A 16,788-nucleotide genomic window follows, 5' to 3' on the forward strand; every position below is an offset into this window, starting at 1 on the left:
ACCATTACGAATACGATGGAAGCACGAATGCGGCGCCATTGAGGTATTCGTGAATCGAGGCCAGGGTGTTACCATCCTTGGCTATGAAAAACATCTCATTGTCCCTGCTCCTCGTGATGGGCTCGCTCACGGTGATCGGCTGCGGCGGCCCCATGGAGGCAGAGGACGAATACGCGGACGATTCGGCCGATGAAATCGGCGGGGCGCTGGGCGAGGCCCTGGAGACCACCGCTGCCGACGACGAGAACGCAAAGGCGCTCCCCCAGGACGCGGACACGGCGGATCTCGTGGCGTGGTGCGACGACGTCGTGACCTGGGATCAGGCCTGGTTGGATTACGAGGCGCAGGTGCTGACGCTGGTGAACCAGCGGCGCGCGGCCGGCGCGAGTTGTGGAGGCGTGGCGTATGCGCCGGCGCCCCCGCTCGTGGCCGAGGAACGGCTGCGGTGTGCGGCGCGCAAACATTCGAAGGACATGGGCGTGAAGAATTTCTTCAGCCACACCGGATCGAATGGATCGACGCCGTGGGCACGCATCAAGAGCGCCGGCTACACGTACAAGATGGCGGCCGAGAACATCGCCGCCGGGTATGCCACCCCGGCCGCCGTGGTGAATGGGTGGATGGCGAGCACGGGACATTGCAAGAACATCATGAATGCCTCGCTCAAGCAGATCGGCGTGGGGTATTACCAGGGGACGACGGGGTACAAGAAATACTGGACGCAGGATTTCGGGACGCCCTGAAATCCATGCTGTCTTGATTCGGAGCGACCCGCACAAGGGGGCGATGGAGACGCGAGGTGCTTGCCCAGAACGCGCGCAACCTCCATCGCCCGCTTCTACGGATCGTTCAGCGAATGAACCTGGTTGGTTCGTCGCGCGAAAAAGGTTCCGCGGCTCGGTCGATTTTCGGGCAGGTGCCTACTTTGCGAGGAGCCAGCCGAACATCGCCCGCGCGCGGATCGGGTCGGCCGGGTACGCGCGGAGATACCGCTCCAGGGCGCCACGCGCGGCATGCACGTTGCCTTGCGTGACCGCGCGCTCGACGGCCTCCACCATGGCCCGCGGCCGACTCGCGCCCATCGGCTCGTCGCATGCACGAACCGGCGGGGGTTCCCTTGACGGCAGGTCTTCACACGCGTTGCCCGCGACGACGCTGACGAACAGGCGCGGCGACGAGGACGTGGCGACCCTGGGCGGCTCGGCGTGCATGAAGACCCATATCGCCACGGACACGCCCGCCGCGGCGAGGAGCACCGTCGTCGTGGTCGCCCATGCGCCCCCCTGCCTTTGCATCTCCGACGCCACGAGCAGCGCGGGAAGGACCGCGTGGAGCTCGTCGCGGTACCCCTTCAACCGCTCATAGGCCTGCTCGCGGGCCCGCGAGCGCCGCGACTTCACGGTCCCCTTGGGGATGTTGAACGCCTCCGCGGCCTCTTCCTCCGACAGCCCGTTCATGTCGCATGCGAGAAGGATGTCGAGCAGCTCGGGGCGCATGCCTTCGAGCCGGGCGAGGACGAACGCATGCACGCTGCGCGAAGCGACGATGTCTTCGGGCGTGGCGGACGGGGATGGCGCGGAAAAGAGATCACCTTCGGATTCGCCGAAGATCTCGCCGTGACGTCGCAGCTCTCGCTTGTGGTTCTTCGAGATCCGGACGGCGAAGCCGTACACCCAGCTCTTCACCGTGGCGCGCGCGGGATCGTAGGCGTCCGCGCTGGCCATGGCGGCCGCGATGACCTTCTGCGCGAGGTCTTCAGCGTCTGCGGGCTGGTGACCGAAGGATCGCATCCAGAGGACGACGAAGGACCGCAGCGCGAGGATCGCGTCCCTTGGGCTCGGAACGTGGCTCATGCGCATGCTTGGCGTTTCGCCGGGAAAAGGTTCCCGGGATCGTCAAGGCACGCAGCAGAATGTGACGGGGCCGGAGGGTTCGGCGCTGCCTTCCAGTTCGCCGCCGCTCGGGGCGCACGTGCCGGCGGCGTACATCAGGTTCGTGACGCGCTTGCTGCCGAGGGACTGCCCCAAGGGGCTCATGTCGATGCACGCGCCCTTGTCCGAGGAGATCGACGTCCCGAGGAGGAACGCGTCGCACGCGTCGTCCGTGTAGGCCGTCACCGCGGCCTTGCAGGCGCTGCCCTCCACAGCGCCACACGTGCACGCGGTACACGTCCGTGTGTTCGTGAAGGTCCGGTAGTACACGTGCCGCTCCGTGTAGCCTTCGGCCGGGCACACGGAGTCGCCGTCGAGAAAGACGCAGGAGCGGAACCCTGCGTCGGCGCGTGGGACGCACATCTCGTTCTCCTCGCACGCGGAGAGCCCGGTGTCTTCGAGCCCTTCGCAAGCAAGGGCGACCTCTCCCCACTTCGGCTCGGGGAGCGGCAACGTCGAGGGCGCCGAGGGCGCGCAGCCGACGTCCGTCTTGCCCAGCGGCCCGACGTCGAGCGACTGGACACACGGCACCCCGCCGCAGTCGAGGCTCGCGGGGACGGCGTTCTCCGCGGTGCATGCGCCGTCCCACGCGTCGGGTGGGGTGAAGGGGGTCTCGACGGAACCGGATACGAAATCGCAGACCGCTGCATGCGCCACGAAGGTGCTCGGCGGCGTGCAGCTCCCGGTGGAGGAGCTGCACGTGCACGCCTTGCACGACGCGTCCGGGACGATGAGATCACGGTAGCGGGTGAACTGATGGAGAAGATGGCTAGGGCACGTGGGCGCCTCGTCTGCCGGGCCAAACCAAACCAGGTGGGGGAAGTTCCACGCATCGTTGGTCGGCCGGAGAGGCACGCACGTGCCCTCACATTTTGGGGAGGCGTCCTCCTCCATGGAAGCGTCGGTGCCGGCGTCTTCACCTGGGCCGGCATCGCAGAACTCACAGAAACGGCCATCGATGCAACAGCAGTTATCGAAGCCGGTCGCCGGCGTCCAACAGTCGGGCGCCTGGCCTACAATCTCGCCGTTCCCACATGCAGGCACTGCTACCGCGACCATCACCGGCAAGAAACAACAACTTAAAATCAGATAAATTTTCGAATTCACACAACCCTCACTTGAACTCGAACCGTGGCGAAATCCCCAAAGTCCATAGGGCTCCGGTTCGCCAGAGGATCAACTCACCCGAGGTAGACCTCATCAGCACTTTCGTCTCCTGAAGCGGCGCCAAGACCTCCCCGAACAGGGCGACGGACATCCGCTCGCCGCGATACATAAAAAACGTTGCGCGCGCGCCTGCCCATACCAGCGTGTCCGACCAATCGACTGGCGAAATCTCCGTGGTGTACGTCACGTTGAGACTGCCTCCGCCCCCCATGCCGCACAGACCAAACCGCTCATGGGGCGTCACGCAGCCGATCCCGAGCCCAGCCCATGTCGCGGCCTGGACGGGTACCACGCCAACCTCCTGTTCCCATGTACCCATCCCACGAAACTCTACGCCGACAGACCATAAACGCCAGCGCGCGTCAAGGGACAAACCTCCACCCGCCCCTATTCCGGGCAAACCCGCGGGGACAAACAACGCGCTCGCGCCAACCGCCCAGGTCGGACCGGCCAAACCCTGTTCGGTCGGCGTAGGCGGCGGCGGCTCCGACGTCGTCTCTACACGATAGAACGGGTCCAGGGTTCGGCGGCGAAGGGGCCCGTCGTCATCGTACGCCACAAAGGGACGCAAAGGAGGAGACGGCGCCGCCGTACCGACCTCGAATTCCGGCACACGCAGGAGCCACGACGGCGCTTCCTGCTTCTTCAGCTCCCACTTCCCGAGGTTCAACGAGATCGCGTAGGCGGTGTCCTGCATCAGCTCGCGACAATCGATCGGCCCCGGGATCACCGCCTGCCAGCGCTCCACCCCTGCGTCGTCCGAGGCGGAGACATGCGCTTCCATCTTCCGCCCGCTGCCTTTCAGGGCAATCCGCACGAGTGGACGGGCGTCGTCACGCACGACGCGGTAACCGAAGTCTCCTTCGAGGAACAACACCAGCGTGTCGCGATCCATGCACCCGCGCGCCGGCTGGTAATCGAGACGAAAGGACACCTCCTCGTTGGCGCTCGCAAGCGCGGGCGCGGTGATGAGCGCAAGGCCGAGGAGCACGGAAAAGTGACGCATGCCCGGACTTTACCGCATCCAGGTTGGTCCGGAGAAGCGTCACGTGAGAAACCATCTCAACGGCGCGAGGAAGACGAAAGCGAGGCCGACGCGGACACGCTGATTGGGTCTCGGGTCAGGAGCGCAGAGCACCGCGTCGGCCTCTGAAGATGACCCTACCCGAGACAAACGTGGATGTCAAGCCCGAGACAAACGTTTTGTTCCAGGACGAACGGGGGGCACTTGCCGTCCCGTCGAAGCGGAGGAGCCAGGCCTCGGCCCGCTCCTTATACATGCATGCGCGGCCCCGAGGCCGCCCGCGGTCCGGGCGGACAAACCGTCCGAAGGAGCACGTTGAAGGGGGAGGCGGATGGGCTCAAGGCCGCGACGGGGATTCGATGTCGGCGACGTCCAGTTGGATCTGTCCGTTCAACAGATCAGGAAGACCGCAGGACAACATGCCGCCCCAGTGCACCTTGCCCCTCAACGGAGAGCCATCAATGGATGCGCGCACGATGCCCAGACAATGCAGAAGCGCCTGCAGGGCATCCACGCCGTACCCCTCGCGATGTCGGATATTGAGCGGAGCACCGAGCTCGAACCCGCATTTCCATACCCCACCCTTTACGACGTAGGGCATCCCAACCTCCAGATGCAGGTCTGCCTCAGATCCATCTTCATGCCTATACTTCAAGGTGCGGACCGCAAGAATGGTCCTGGCTCCGCGGTTCACTCGTCTCCCCCCTGCTCGGCGTCTCTCAAGCATCGCGCATACTCCTGGTTGCACTCGTTATAACAAATCGGACGATCGCAGAGACGACGGATTTCTTGGTTGCATCGCTCGATGCAGTACCGGAGAAATCTGTCACATCGTCTCTTTCGCGCCTCTGCTTTCGATTGCTGTGGCACCGGGTCGGCAATTGCCTCGCTTGCTGGCGTCGACACCAGAGCAAAGAAGGCCAGCCAGAACAACAGCGTGACGGCAGCGACCTTGTGCATTATCCCCTCCGTACGAACAGGCTACATTCGACCGTAGGCAGACAAGTTTCGGGAGTCAAAAAAGCCGCTGGCCACGGCCAAGGCGCGATCGTCCCGCTTGTAAAGCCGCGATCTTTCGCCGCCATCTTCCGCCCGCTGCCGTTCACGGCGATCCGCACGAGCGTACGAGCGTCTTCCCTCACCATGCTTCACTGTTGCCTGAATGTCTCAGCGCACGTTCTCGCGAGACTCGAAAGAATGAGGGTGCTCCGAATCGCAAAGGGACCGCCGGAGGCAACGCGTCCCTTCGCCCAACCTATCGCGTTCTCCCCAGGTTTGGGCATACAATCGCTCGCCAGCAGCGACCTGGACGCTCGCGCAACGCCTCCACTCCCCACTTCGACCGCCTGAACGCGCCCCGTCCCGCATCTCCGACCTCCTCGGCCCGCTTCCACCGGCCCGCCGACGCTCCTCACCTCGCCCCCGTCGCCGTTGGGAGTACACGGCCGCCTCGCCCCCGCGCCCGAGATGCCCCCATCCCCCCGCGCCTCCCTTGCAGCTCCGCTTCAGCCAACCGCGCCCCTACCCCACCCCGTGCCCCTGATCCCCCCACGCGCCGCCAGCGCCCCCCAACCGCTCCCACCCCCGCTCGGCCCCCTCCTCGCGCCCCCGTGACCTTTGCGGCCCCGTTTCCGCCCCCCGAACCGCCCCCGCAACGCGTTGCAACGCCACTTCAGCCGCCCCAACCACCCCCGCAACGTGTCCACCGGCCCCTTTAGCCATACCTGCGTATGCTTACTCATCTTGACATGCCGTACGACAGGACCCTAGCGTGATCCACCATGGCTACAATCAAGACCCTCCCCGAGACAGCGACCACATCGACCTCGGAAGAACACTTCCGCCACACCGTGGTCCATGTGCGGCGGAGCCCGCACACCCAACACCTCATTGCCGAAGTGGAGGCGTTCCACCCCCGCATCGACGCCGCCATTGCCGAGGAGAAGAACTTGCTCGAAGCCGAGGCCGAAGCCGCCGCGGCCGTGCAATTCGCGGATCGTGACCTCGATGATTCGGTCGATTTCGTCGGGGCGAACGTGGACCGGTCCTCGCTCCTCGGCGCGCGGCTCTTCGGAGACCTGCGCCCGAGCGAATTGAAGCGGCCCACGCTCGGCGGGCAACTCGATATCATGAGGACGTGGCCGGAAGCGCTGGCCGAAGCCGATAAAGCCGTGCTGAGAGACCACGCGCCCGTGGTCGCCGCGCGCGCGGCGGCGGGCGTCGCGGCGGCGACCGAAAAGAAGGCCGCCACGCAAAAGCTCGTCGACTTCCGGACGATCGGGTCGCGCGTGAAGCTGAACCAGGACTTCAACAAGTTGCGGAAATCCCTTTTTGGCAAGCTGGGCGAGATCCAGCACGCGCACAAGCTCGGCGCCGGCTGGGCAGAGTCGTTCTTTCTGCAGGACACGGCCGACGAGCCGAGCCTGGCACAGCTCGACAAGAAGATCGGGGCGGTCGAGGGAGAGCTCGATGCCTTGAAGAAACAACGCGAGGCGCTCGCCGCGCAGGAAGCAAGGATCGCCGCCGAACGGACGAAAGCCGTCCAGCGACAGAAGAAGGCGAAGCTCGAAACGCTGCAAAAGCTCAAGGCCGATCTCGCGGCGCAAGAAGCGGCGCTTCTCTCGGAGCTCTCCGGCGCCGACACGGATCCGATCTCGTGAAAACGCTTTAACGGATTTTCGAGGCCCCGAGCGCGGCCACGATCTGGGCACTCACCCCATCGGCGCCCTCCGCGCTCGCGAGGGCCTCAGCCGATACGCGCAGGCGCGACACCTTCACCTCGCCCCGTGAAACCAGGCCCTTGTCGGCCCCCGGCACGAGCTCCACGAGCACGACGCCCGAGGCGCCGATCACCGCGAGCCACGTCTTGCCGTCAGGACGCGTGATGGGCACGCAGGCGGCGCCCTTCCCGGCGAGTGAATGGGCGAGCCGGGCCTCGGGCTCCGGGAGCTCCGGCAAGGGCCCGTCGAGGCGCAAGCCGAAATGAACGGCCGATGCAGGGTCGTCCGCCGTCGCAGCCGCGTCCCGCACCGCCGAAGTGATGCTTTCGGCGAGCGGCGGCTCCCGCTCGATCCGCGCGAAATCAGCCGGGTCGAGGCGCAGGAGGAAGCGGCGCATCGAGCGGGCCGCGGCCTGCACGTACGATTGCTCCATCGCCGCCCGCCGCAGGATGCCCTCCGCATCGCGGTTCTTCCGGGCCTTGCAAAGCTCGGCCGCGCCGCCGAGCACAGCCGCGGGCGGGGGCGGCGGCTCGACACGCGCGGCCGGCGCGTCGCGGTAGGCGTGGCGATGAAACCCCGCGCCCGTGGGCGGGAGCGCGAGCACGAGCGAGAGGCCCCCGAGCTCGGTCTCGGGCGTCCGCGCGGCCGCGGCAAACGCGTCGCGCAGCGTCGAGAGCCGGTTCGGGTGCGCCGTCAGGAGGACGTGATCCTCCGCGGAGACCGTGAGCACCACGCGATACGCGCGCACCTCGCGCGCGCCCATCGACCAACGATCGGCCTCGCCCATGAGCTCGACCGCGCTGCGCTCGACGAGCGCCGAGAGCTCGGACTCGCCCCCCACGTCGAGCAGGCTCCTCGCGCCCGCGGCGAGCGCGCTGCCTTCGGCGATCATCGCGGCTAGATCTTCCGGCCCGACGTCATGAACTTGCGGGCCTGGAGCTCGGCCTCGGCCTCCGCGATGGCCTCGGCCTCGTGCTGCGCGGCCGTGCGGAGCGCGCCCGCGCCGGGGTTGTCGACACGCACGCGCTGATCGGTCGTGGCGGCCTCGGCCATCACCGCCGCCGTGTGCCGGACGTCGTCGTAGGGCTTGGCGAGGTCGAAGATGACCTTCGTGTTGCCCTGGCTCAGGTTCGCGAGGGCCTCGAAGCGGCGCAGCTCCATCGCGCCCGGCGACTTCGAGAGGATCGCGGCGGCCTCGGCGAAGTTCTTCGCGCTCTCCACGTCGGCCTCGCTCTTGATGACCACGTACTTGCGGTCGCGCTCGGCGATCGCGACCTTCGCCAGGACCTCCTGCATCTGCGGCGGGAGCTGCACGTCCTGGAGGCCAATGAGCTCCACGTGCAGGCCCCACTGCGAGACCGTGCTCTCGACCTGCGTGCGCACCTTGGCGGCGACTTCCTCGCGATGCGCGAGCAGCTCGTCGAGGCGCGTCTCGCCGACGACGTCGCGCAAGACGACCTTCGCCCGATCCTTGACCGCCGCCTCGTAGTTTTCGACGGCCAGCGTGGCCTTCTCGGGATCGACGACGCGGTAATAGAGGACCGTGTCGACCATGGTCGTCACGTTGTCGCGCGTGATCACCATTTGCCGCAAAAGGTCGCGGTTTTTCGTGCGCGTGTCGATCTTGCGGAGCGACTGGAAGCCGGGCAGGAAGAGCGTCACGCCGGGCTGCACCCTTCCGGAGAGCTTGCCGAGCGTGAAGCGCAGCGCGACCTCCCACTGGTTGATCTGCCGAAGGCCCGCCAGGAGGTACGCCACGAGGAGAAACCCGAGCACGAAGAGGAGCGGTTCCATGGTTTCGCCAATGTAACCGGCGAATCCGCGGCCACCACGATCTATCGGTCGAATCGCACCCGATCCTCGAACGGCACGTCGGCCCCGACCTCGAGGACGTCGCCGAGCCGGAAGGCCTGCTCGCCGGCCCCGCGCAGCGCATCGAGCGCAGCGGCCTCGGCCTCGGGCGCGACGACCACGACGAGGCCCACGCCGAGGTTGAACGTGCGGCGCATCTCGGCCTCCTCGACCGGCCCTTGTTCGGCGATCACCCGGAAGATCGCCGGCCGCTCATACACGGAGAGGTCGAGCCGCGCGCCGAGGCCTTCCGGCAGGACGCGCGGGAGGTTGCCCGGCAAGCCCCCGCCCGTGATGTGCGAGAGTCCGCGCACGGCCGCGGGCACCGCCGCGAGCAACTCGCGCACCGCGCGCGCGTAAATGCGCGTGGGCACGAGGAGCGCCTCGGCCGCCGTGCGCCCGAGCCCGGGGACCTCGTCGTGGATGCCGAGCCCCATTCGCTCGAACAGCACCTTGCGCGCCAGCGAATACCCGTTCGAGTGGAGCCCACTCGACGCGACGCCGAGCACGACGTCACCGGCGCGCGCCTTCGTTCCATCGAGCATCTTCGCCCGCTCGACGACCCCCACCGCGAAGCCCGCGAGGTCGTACTCGCCCGCCGCGTACATGCCCGGGAGCTCGGCCGTCTCGCCGCCGAGCAGGGCGCAACCGGCGAGCTTGCAGCCCTCGGCGATGCCCCGCACGACGGCCTCGCCCACGTCGAGCTCGAGCGTCCCGGTGGCGAAATAGTCCAGGAAAAACAGGGGGCGCGCGCCGACGGTGATCACGTCGTTCACGCACATCGCGACGAGGTCCTGGCCCACGGTGTCGTGCACGTTCGCGGCGAACGCGACCTTGAGCTTCGTGCCGACGCCGTCCGTTCCGCTCACGAGGATCGGGTCGACGAGCCCGCTCGGCAAAGCGCAGAGGCCCGCGAAGCCGCCGACGTCGGCGACGACCTCGGGGATGCGCGTCGGGCGCGCGAGCTTCTTGATGCGCTCGACGAGGGCGTCCCCCCGGTCGATGTCCACGCCGGCCTGGCTGTACGTGATGGGCATGGCGCCGGAATGTCACAGCTTGGGGCGAGGTGCTAGGGTTCGTCGCCGCCATGACCGATGCTTCTTCCCGCCCGCCCGTCCTCGTCGCCGCCGCCGTCCTCGTCGAGGAGGGGCGCGTCCTGCTCACCCAGCGCAAACGCGGCACGCACCTCGCGGGCGCCTGGGAGTTCCCCGGCGGCAAGGTCGAGCCCGGCGAAGACCCGCGCGCGGCCCTCGTGCGCGAGCTCGGCGAGGAGATCGGCATGGAGGTCTCGGTCGGGGACCCCGTCGAGGTGACGTTCCACCGATACCCGGAAAAATCCGTGCTGCTCCTGTTTTTTGCGGTGACGCGCGCGCCGGGATCCCCCGATCCGCAGGCGCTCGACGTCGCCGACGTGAAGTGGGCCGGGCCGGGCGAGCTTCACGACGAGCTCTTTCCCCCGGCGGATGTCGCGATCCTCTCGAAGGTGCGGGCCCTGCTCGCGCCCCGTACGTAATCGGAGCACACGACCGGCCCGAACAGCGGTATCCTGCCCCCGCGATGGAAGAAACTGGGCAAGGAGCGCCGCGCGAGGCATCCGTGGTGGTCGTCGGCGCGGGGCTCAGCGGCCTCATGGCGGCGCGAAAGCTCGCAGCCGCGGGCGTCTCGGTCGTGGTGCTGGAGGCGCGGGATCGGGTCGGCGGCCGGACGCTGAGCCACACGACGGCGCAGGGCAACCGCGTGGATCTCGGCGCGCAATGGATCGGCCCCACGCAGGACCGAATGACGAAGCTCGTCGCCGAGCTCGGCCTTTCGACGTTCAAGCAATGGAGCGACGGAAAAAAGGTGCTCTCGCTCGGCGGGACGCTGACGACGTACAAGACCTCGATCCCGAGCCTGTCCTTGATCGGCGCCGTCGATCTCGGGATCACGATCCAGCGCATCGAGACGCTCGTGAAGGAGGTGCCGATCGACGATCCGCTCGCCGCGGCGAAGGCGCTCGAATGGGACGGGACCACGGTCGAGGCGTGGAAACGCAAGAACGTGAAAACCCGCGGCGCCAAAGCGATGTTCGACACGGCCGTGCGGGCGGTCTTCGCGGCGGAGCCGTCGGAGCTGTCCCTCCTGTTTTTCCTGCATTACCTGCGCCAGGGCGGCGGGCTCATGCGCTTGACGGAAGTCGAGAATGGCGCGCAGGAGACGCGCCTCGCGGAGGGGTTTCAGGAGGTCTCGAAGCGGCTTTCGCGCGGGCTCGGCGAGGAGCGGGTGGTCCTCGGCGCGCCGGTGCGGCGCATCGCGCAGGACGCGGAGGGCGCGACCGTGATCTCGGACGCGGGCACGTGGCGGTGCAAGCGGGTGATTGTGGCGGTGCCGCCGGCGCTCGCGGGGCGTATCGACTACGAGCCGGGCCTGCCCGCGTCGCGAGATCAGCTCACGCAGCGATCGCCGATGGGCAGCGTGATCAAATGCGTGGCGACATACGCGTCGCCGTTCTGGCGGCAAGCGGGATATTCGGGCGAGGCGCTCTCCGACGTGGGCTCCGTCAAGCTCGCGTTCGACGATTCTCCCGAGGACGGCTCGCACGGCGCGCTCGTCGGATTCTTCATGGGCAAGGACGCGCGCGCCATGAGCGGAAAGAATCCCGAGGAACGGAAAAAAGCCGCCGTCGACTCCTTCACGCGTTTTTTCGGCCCGAGCGCGGCCGCCCCGATCGATTATGTCGATCAGGACTGGCCCGCCGAGCGCTGGTCGCGCGGCTGTTATTCGATGGTCCTCGGCCCGGGCGTGCTCACCGCGCACGCCGCGGCGCTGCGCGCGCCCGTGGGACGTGTCCACTGGGCCGGGACGGAGACGGCGCGCGTGTGGACGGGTTACATGGAAGGCGCCCTCGAAGCCGGCGAGCGCGCCTCGGACGAGGTGCTCGCCGTCCTCGGCTGAACCCGATTCAACGCTTCCGCATGGGCTCGGGCTCGCGCGGCGTGCCGTCCGGCGCCGATACGAAATAAAGGAGCCCGCGGCGCGGATCGTGAATGCCCGCCGCCCGCTCGACGAAGGGCGTCAGCGGCGAGACCACGACGAGCCGAAGCATACGCCGCGCCTCGGCTTCGAGCAGCGCGTCGTCGACCAGTTTGCGCGGGACGTCCGAGAGCGCACCGCGCAGAATCGGCATGGGCACGCCGGGCGCATTGCGATAGGCCCCGTAAAGCCGCCCCATCGCCGCGAGGATCGAGGAAATCACGTCCGGGTCGGGCGCCTTGCCGCGCGAAGCGAGCAATCGTTGCGCATGGAGGAGGATATCCCCGAGCTCGCGAATCTCCATCTTCCGGAGAATTTCGTTCATCTCGTCGAGGGGCGTCCGGAGCCTCCGGCTCACGGGGCCCGAGCGCGGCTCCGTGGAGAGCGCATGCACCACGCCCGCGGGCTCGGGCGGAATCGAGAAATAGTCCGGCGCCATGGGGCGCATCGCGGACCGAGGCGCATACCGGTCGGACCCAGGCTGCGCCGTCTCGGCCGATGCCGCCGTCACCGTGCCCAGGCGCAACGTGCGGAGCGGCGAACGCGTCTTCGTCCCTGCCTCGTTGTTCATCGGTCCTCTTCGTCAAGCAATGAGCAATGGCCCGACGCCCAATTCTTCGATGCTCGGCCCACCCAACTCGACCGCAGCCATGCCGCAGAAAGTCGAGCTCGCCCGGAGGCCGTCCCCGTCGGACGTCGCGCTAATGCCCAGCCTTGACCGAAGAGGCGGCAAGGGCGCGCGACCGCTCGTCGCGCCTCCGCTTGACGTGTTCACCCGCAAGGAAAGGCAAGAGCGCGAATCCACCCGGGGCCACGATCGCCACCACCCATAAAACGATACGGAGCCAGGGCGCCATGAACGGGTGACCATTGCAGCGGCCGTGCCACGCAGGGTGTCGCCGTCGTGCACGACGCTACGCACCAACTCAAGAAGACCGCGCCTCCTCCTCGTCCGCAGCGAGGGACCGCTCGACCGCGGCGCGCGCTTCGGCGCTGTCCGCGCGGGGCAGCCGGATTCGAAAGCGCGCGCCCCCGAGCGGCGACGTCGTGGCCTCGATCGTCCCTCCATGATCGACGACGATCTTCTTCACGATGGTGAGGCCGAGCCCCGTGCCGTCGCGTTTCGTGGTCACATAAGGATCAAAGAGGACGTCGCGCACCTCGGCCGAAATGCCCGGCCCGTCGTCGTCCACGTCGACGACGTACGAGCCGCCCACGGTCCGCGCCGCGACCACGACCCGCCCCCAGGTGCCCTCGCTCTTGCCGGCGCGCTTGCGCGCGTCGCGGAGCGCCTGCGCCGCATTCTGTACGACATTCGTGAGCACGCGGTGGAGCATTTCCCGATCGAGGACCGCGGGCATCGAGCCCTCGGGCACGTCGAAGCGGAGATCGACCTTCGAGAGGAGCGCCTCCTCGTCGGAGGTCCTGCCCCCCTCCGTCCGGGCCGAGAGATGGTCGCGCTGCTCGCGCAGGAAGGAGGCGAGGTCGACAGGCGCGAGCTCCGCCCGCGGCAGCCGCGCGAAGCTCGAAAACTCGCCGACGAGGCGGCGGAGCGTGCCGACCTCCTCCTCGACGACCTCCAGCGTGGTCTGCACGATGCGGCGGTAATCGGGGTCGTCGCCGGCATACCGGCGATGGCATTCCTGCACGGCGAGCTGGATCGGCGTGAGCGGATTTTTGATTTCGTGCGCCAGGTGCCGCGCCATCTTCTGCCACTCGCTCATGCGCCGCAAAAACTCGATCCGTGCGCGGCTCTCGTCGAGCTCTTCCAGCATTCGATTGAACGCCCGGCCGAGGTCGCCGACCTCGTCGTCCCCCGTCACGGCGACCCGCACCGAAAGATCACCCGCCGCCACCGGCCGCGTCGCCGCCGCGAGCTGGGCGATCCGCCGCGTCACCGGCCGCGCGACCACGATGCCGGCGAGCGCCGCGAGCAAGATCAAGAGACCAAACAAAAGGCCAAACGCCCGCGTGTACGTTCGATCGACGTACTCCTCGCGGTGATGTCGTTCGATCTGATGATATGCCTGGACGAACTCCTGCGCGGATTCCATCTCGGCGAACCGCGCGTTTGGCGCGGCGAACGTGGCGACGAGGAAGGGTCCCTCGTCCTCGGACGCCTCCCCGAGCGGCCTGCGCACGAGCAGCGTGCGCTCGGCGGCCGGATCCACAGGCCGCTCCCGCTCGTGTTTGCCGAGGATCGTGCCCGACGCATCCTCGACCTTCAACGAGACGAGCGAGGGATGCGCCGCGAATTCGCGCGCGAGCTCCGCGGCGACCCGCTCCCCTTCCCCCTCCTTCGCCACGCGCGAAAGCGCCGGCCGCATCGCAATGGCATCGGCCTCGTACCGCATGCCTTGCTTGATCGTTTTGGCGAGGTCCGCATAGACGCCGAGCGCGCGGTCGAGGTGCGCGCCGAACTCCGGCTGAAACGCGGTCGCGCTGACGCGCGCCACCATGGCCCGCGCCATGAGCAGCGCGGCGACGAGCGGGATGACGGCGGTCACGAGCACCGCGAGGACGACGCGGCGCTCGATCTTTCGTGTCTTGATGAGGGGAGCGGGGCGAGGAGGATTCGGTGGGCCGGACACGGACGCGATACTAGTTCGCGCCGTCCTCGATGGCGCGCTCGACGGCGGCGTGCACCGGAGAAACCTCCGACACGGGCTTCTGCACGTCGAAGCTGACCGGCGGCACCACGCCACGCGGCAGCCACGTCTCCTGCTCGTGGCGCGAGGACTCGGGCTTGCGCGCCGGCAGGATGCGCCCGTCGGGCTGGAAGCGTTCGAGCTCCTCGGTCACGCGCCGCAGATACGACTGCTTGATGTGGAACGGCATGAACGCGCTCTTGAAGCCCGAGACGAGGATCGTCTTGATGTCCCGGAGCGACATGCCCATCTTCGTGTGGCACAGCCAGAGCTCGTTCGACACCGTCGTGTCCGTGACGAGCCGGTTGTCCGTGTTCACCGTGACGCGCAGCCCGAGGTTGTAATAGAGCTTCAGCGGGTGCGACGCGAGGTCACGCACCGCGCCGGTCTGCACGTTCGACGACGGGCAGGCTTCGAGCGGGATGCGGTGGTCGTTCACGTAATGCAGGAGGTCGCCGTTCTCGCGCAGGCGGCAGCCGTGGCCGATGCGATGCGCGCCGCAGACGTGGATCGCCTGTGCGATCGACTCGGGGCCGTACGCCTCGCCCGCGTGGATCGTGCAGTTGATGTTGTTGTCGCGGACGAGCTGGAAGGCGGCCTTGTGATGCTTGGCGGGGTTGTCGTACTCGGCGCCGGCGAGGTCGAAACCGACGACGCCGCGGTTCTTGTAGGCCACCGCGAGCTCGGCCATCTCCAGCGAGGAGTGCGGCGAGATGTTGCGGATGCCGCACACGATGACGGCACTCTCGATGCCCAGGTTGTCGTGCGCGGCGCGCAGGCCCGCGAGCACCGCCTCGACGACGCTCGTGAGCTTGAGCCCGAGCCGCGTGTGGAGCATCGGCGCGTAACGAACCTCCATGTAACGGACGTTCTCGCGCGCCGCGTCCTCGGCGAGCTCGTAGGCGACACGGAAGAGCGCGTCCTCGGTCTGCAGGACACGCAGCGTGACGTCGAACGCCTTCAGGTACTCGACGAGCGAGCCCGTGTTTTGCCCGAGCCGCATCGCGCGTCGGAGCTCGGCCGGGTCGTACGACGGCATCTCGACGCCGTGCTTCTTGGCAAGGTCGATGATCGTCTCGAGTCGCAGCGAGCCGTCGAGATGGACGTGAAGATCCGTCTTCGGAAGCTGCTGGAAGAACTCGAGGGGCAGCGTACTTACGCTACCCGTCGCTGTATCTGTCTCCATGGTGAAGTGTTACACGGACAGCGCTGCGAGGGGAGGCCGATCCGCCCGGCCCGGCCAGCGTCAAGCGGACGGCGAGCGCTCCTTGCGCGACGCGTCTCCGTCCAGGTCGCCGAACGGGGTCATCAGCGTCACGAGCGCCACGATCGAGAAGGCCACGCCGAGCACGACGAACATGCTCCAGAGCGGCAGCGAAAGACGCGCGCCCCCGAGCTCCTGCGTCATGGCCATCTCGACGCGCTCGGGGTTGAACCCGAGCACCACGCGTTTTCCTACGAACGTGAACGGTAGCCCACGGCCACCGAGCTCCTCGAAGAGTTTTTTGTCCCGTTCCAAATCGGCCGTCGTTTGCGGCGCCTTCATGCAGCTCGCGAGGGCTTCGGCTTCGAGGCCCGCCGTCGGAGCGATGAGCTTGGGGAGGGCCTCACGCGTGAGCTGCTCGGGTTCGGCCGCGTAGAGCTGATCGGCGACGGCCTCGCGCTTCGCCGCGGGCACGCAGAGGTACACGAGCGCCGCGGGCTCCGCGCCCGGGTGGCCCGAGAGCGGCATCATCTTGCGCACGAGCGTCACGCGGTCGCCGTATTGCTGGACGACGCCGTGCAGCACGGGGTGCATCCGCCGGCAGAAGGGGCACTCGAAATCGGTGAACCCGACGATCGTGACCTTGCCCGGGGCTTGTTCGGCCTGGATCACCGCAGGCAGCGGCGGCTCGACGGGATACCGGCCCCAGACGAACGGCACGACCACCGCGAGCATCGCGGCCGTGACCCAGGCGGTCGTGACGGACCTGCGTTGCGGCAAGAGGACGCGGTTCTCGTCCTTCCACGCGCGGATCGCGATCCACACCGAGGTCAACGCGATGACGATCGCAGAGAGGTCGACCGCGACACACCAGGCGCAGAACGCGCCGATCTCGGTCTTCTGGAGCCACAGGAGGAAGGCCGCGAAGACGCCGCCGGGCACGGCGAGGGAGGCGACGAGCACGTGCTGGGATTTGCGCCGGGCGACGAGGGTCAGGCCGAAGAGGAGCGCGTAGGCCGCGAGGCCGAGGCTCGGCAACGGGGCGAGGCCGAACAGGCGCGACCAGGGGGACATGCGCACCGCGAAGCAGCCCGATGTGACGCCGCAGAACGCGGGATCGCCCGCGTTCGTGTACTCGACGACGAGCGCAGCAGAAGCAGCGATCGCGACGAGCAGGGGCAAACGGAGCAAGAGGACGGGCAACGTGCGCATCGGCTCATGTTTCGCACAA

The 16,788-nt window shown here is 67.7% G+C and carries 15 protein-coding genes; 4 read left to right on the plus strand and 11 right to left on the minus strand.

The annotated features are described in order from the left end of the window. Positions 1–83 precede the first annotated feature (83 nt). On the plus strand, positions 84–743 hold the full coding sequence (locus tag POL67_RS45685; protein ID WP_271927750.1) for a CAP domain-containing protein: 660 nt from the start codon (positions 84–86) through the stop codon (positions 741–743). A gap of 177 nt (positions 744–920) precedes the next feature. On the opposite strand, the gene POL67_RS45690 is transcribed toward POL67_RS45685, so the two are convergent. The 4 genes from POL67_RS45690 to POL67_RS45705 all read right to left on the minus strand — a co-directional run bounded on the left by POL67_RS45690 (position 921) and on the right by POL67_RS45705 (position 4,849). Then, on the minus strand, positions 921–1,853 hold the full coding sequence (locus tag POL67_RS45690) for an RNA polymerase sigma factor (protein WP_271927752.1): 933 nt from the start codon (positions 1,851–1,853) through the stop codon (positions 921–923). A 42-nt stretch (positions 1,854–1,895) separates the two neighbouring features. Then, a complete protein-coding gene (locus POL67_RS45695; protein ID WP_271927754.1) occupies positions 1,896–2,786 on the minus strand; it encodes a hypothetical protein in 891 nt (296 codons plus the stop codon). 259 nt (positions 2,787–3,045) lie between these two features. Beyond that, positions 3,046–4,104, minus strand: coding sequence for a hypothetical protein (locus POL67_RS45700; protein ID WP_271927755.1), 1,059 nt, complete (start codon positions 4,102–4,104; stop codon positions 3,046–3,048). A 355-nt stretch (positions 4,105–4,459) separates the two neighbouring features. After that, positions 4,460–4,849, minus strand: coding sequence for a DUF6968 family protein (locus tag POL67_RS45705; protein WP_373372389.1), 390 nt, complete (start codon positions 4,847–4,849; stop codon positions 4,460–4,462). Positions 4,850–5,903: 1,054 nt separating this feature from the next. Here POL67_RS45705 and POL67_RS45710 point away from each other — a divergent pair. Then, a complete protein-coding gene (locus tag POL67_RS45710; RefSeq protein ID WP_271927758.1) occupies positions 5,904–6,782 on the plus strand; it encodes a hypothetical protein in 879 nt (292 codons plus the stop codon). A 7-nt stretch (positions 6,783–6,789) separates the two neighbouring features. On the opposite strand, the gene POL67_RS45715 is transcribed toward POL67_RS45710, so the two are convergent. Genes POL67_RS45715 through purM form a run of 3 tightly spaced genes read right to left on the minus strand, consistent with a single transcriptional unit; the run spans position 6,790 to position 9,730 of the window. After that, entirely contained in the window at positions 6,790–7,734 is a 945-nt protein-coding gene (locus POL67_RS45715) for a hypothetical protein (protein WP_271927759.1), read from the minus strand. 5 nt (positions 7,735–7,739) lie between these two features. Further along, the gene (locus tag POL67_RS45720; protein ID WP_271927761.1) at positions 7,740–8,636 is read right to left on the minus strand and encodes an SPFH domain-containing protein; all 897 of its coding nucleotides are present in this window, start codon (positions 8,634–8,636) and stop codon (positions 7,740–7,742) included. Between the two features lie 41 nt (positions 8,637–8,677). Next, the gene (gene purM, locus POL67_RS45725; protein ID WP_271927763.1) at positions 8,678–9,730 is read right to left on the minus strand and encodes a phosphoribosylformylglycinamidine cyclo-ligase; all 1,053 of its coding nucleotides are present in this window, start codon (positions 9,728–9,730) and stop codon (positions 8,678–8,680) included. 50 nt (positions 9,731–9,780) lie between these two features. Here purM and POL67_RS45730 point away from each other — a divergent pair, with 50 nt between their 5' ends. Both POL67_RS45730 and POL67_RS45735 read left to right on the plus strand, forming a co-directional pair. Further along, positions 9,781–10,206, plus strand: coding sequence for a (deoxy)nucleoside triphosphate pyrophosphohydrolase (locus POL67_RS45730; RefSeq protein ID WP_271927764.1), 426 nt, complete (start codon positions 9,781–9,783; stop codon positions 10,204–10,206). A gap of 44 nt (positions 10,207–10,250) precedes the next feature. Continuing rightward, on the plus strand, positions 10,251–11,627 hold the full coding sequence (locus tag POL67_RS45735; RefSeq protein ID WP_271927765.1) for a flavin monoamine oxidase family protein: 1,377 nt from the start codon (positions 10,251–10,253) through the stop codon (positions 11,625–11,627). 7 nt (positions 11,628–11,634) lie between these two features. On the opposite strand, the gene POL67_RS45740 is transcribed toward POL67_RS45735, so the two are convergent. From POL67_RS45740 to POL67_RS45755, 4 genes are all read right to left on the minus strand, one after another. Then, positions 11,635–12,276, minus strand: coding sequence for a hypothetical protein (locus POL67_RS45740; protein ID WP_271927766.1), 642 nt, complete (start codon positions 12,274–12,276; stop codon positions 11,635–11,637). A 355-nt stretch (positions 12,277–12,631) separates the two neighbouring features. Further along, complete coding sequence (locus tag POL67_RS45745; protein ID WP_271927768.1) at positions 12,632–14,296, minus strand: sensor histidine kinase; 1,665 nt, start codon at positions 14,294–14,296, stop codon at positions 12,632–12,634. Positions 14,297–14,306: 10 nt separating this feature from the next. Continuing rightward, positions 14,307–15,539, minus strand: a complete 1,233-nt coding sequence (gene add, locus POL67_RS45750; protein WP_271927770.1) for an adenosine deaminase — start codon at positions 15,537–15,539, stop codon at positions 14,307–14,309. Between the two features lie 60 nt (positions 15,540–15,599). Further along, complete coding sequence (locus POL67_RS45755) at positions 15,600–16,769, minus strand: vitamin K epoxide reductase family protein (RefSeq protein ID WP_271927771.1); 1,170 nt, start codon at positions 16,767–16,769, stop codon at positions 15,600–15,602. Between the last annotated feature and the right edge of the window lie 19 nt (positions 16,770–16,788).

Source organism: Polyangium mundeleinium, assembly GCF_028369105.1.
Taxonomy (GTDB): Bacteria; Myxococcota_A; Polyangia; order Polyangiales; family Polyangiaceae; genus Polyangium; species Polyangium mundeleinium.

Excerpts from the sequence above, each read along its gene's own strand:
- POL67_RS45685 (WP_271927750.1), top strand. The coding sequence starts at position 84 with ATGAAAAACATCTCATTGTCCCTGCTCCTCGTGATGGGCTCGCTCACG.
- POL67_RS45690 (WP_271927752.1), bottom strand. The coding sequence starts at position 1,853 with ATGAGCCACGTTCCGAGCCCAAGGGACGCGATCCTCGCGCTGCGGTCC.
- POL67_RS45700 (WP_271927755.1), bottom strand. The coding sequence starts at position 4,104 with ATGCGTCACTTTTCCGTGCTCCTCGGCCTTGCGCTCATCACCGCGCCC.
- POL67_RS45705 (WP_373372389.1), bottom strand. The coding sequence starts at position 4,849 with ATGCTTGAGAGACGCCGAGCAGGGGGGAGACGAGTGAACCGCGGAGCC.
- POL67_RS45710 (WP_271927758.1), top strand. The coding sequence starts at position 5,904 with ATGGCTACAATCAAGACCCTCCCCGAGACAGCGACCACATCGACCTCG.
- POL67_RS45715 (WP_271927759.1), bottom strand. The coding sequence starts at position 7,734 with ATGATCGCCGAAGGCAGCGCGCTCGCCGCGGGCGCGAGGAGCCTGCTC.
- POL67_RS45720 (WP_271927761.1), bottom strand. The coding sequence starts at position 8,636 with ATGGAACCGCTCCTCTTCGTGCTCGGGTTTCTCCTCGTGGCGTACCTC.
- purM (WP_271927763.1), bottom strand. The coding sequence starts at position 9,730 with ATGCCCATCACGTACAGCCAGGCCGGCGTGGACATCGACCGGGGGGAC.
- POL67_RS45730 (WP_271927764.1), top strand. The coding sequence starts at position 9,781 with ATGACCGATGCTTCTTCCCGCCCGCCCGTCCTCGTCGCCGCCGCCGTC.
- POL67_RS45735 (WP_271927765.1), top strand. The coding sequence starts at position 10,251 with ATGGAAGAAACTGGGCAAGGAGCGCCGCGCGAGGCATCCGTGGTGGTC.
- POL67_RS45740 (WP_271927766.1), bottom strand. The coding sequence starts at position 12,276 with ATGAACAACGAGGCAGGGACGAAGACGCGTTCGCCGCTCCGCACGTTG.
- add (WP_271927770.1), bottom strand. The coding sequence starts at position 15,539 with ATGGAGACAGATACAGCGACGGGTAGCGTAAGTACGCTGCCCCTCGAG.
- POL67_RS45755 (WP_271927771.1), bottom strand. The coding sequence starts at position 16,769 with ATGCGCACGTTGCCCGTCCTCTTGCTCCGTTTGCCCCTGCTCGTCGCG.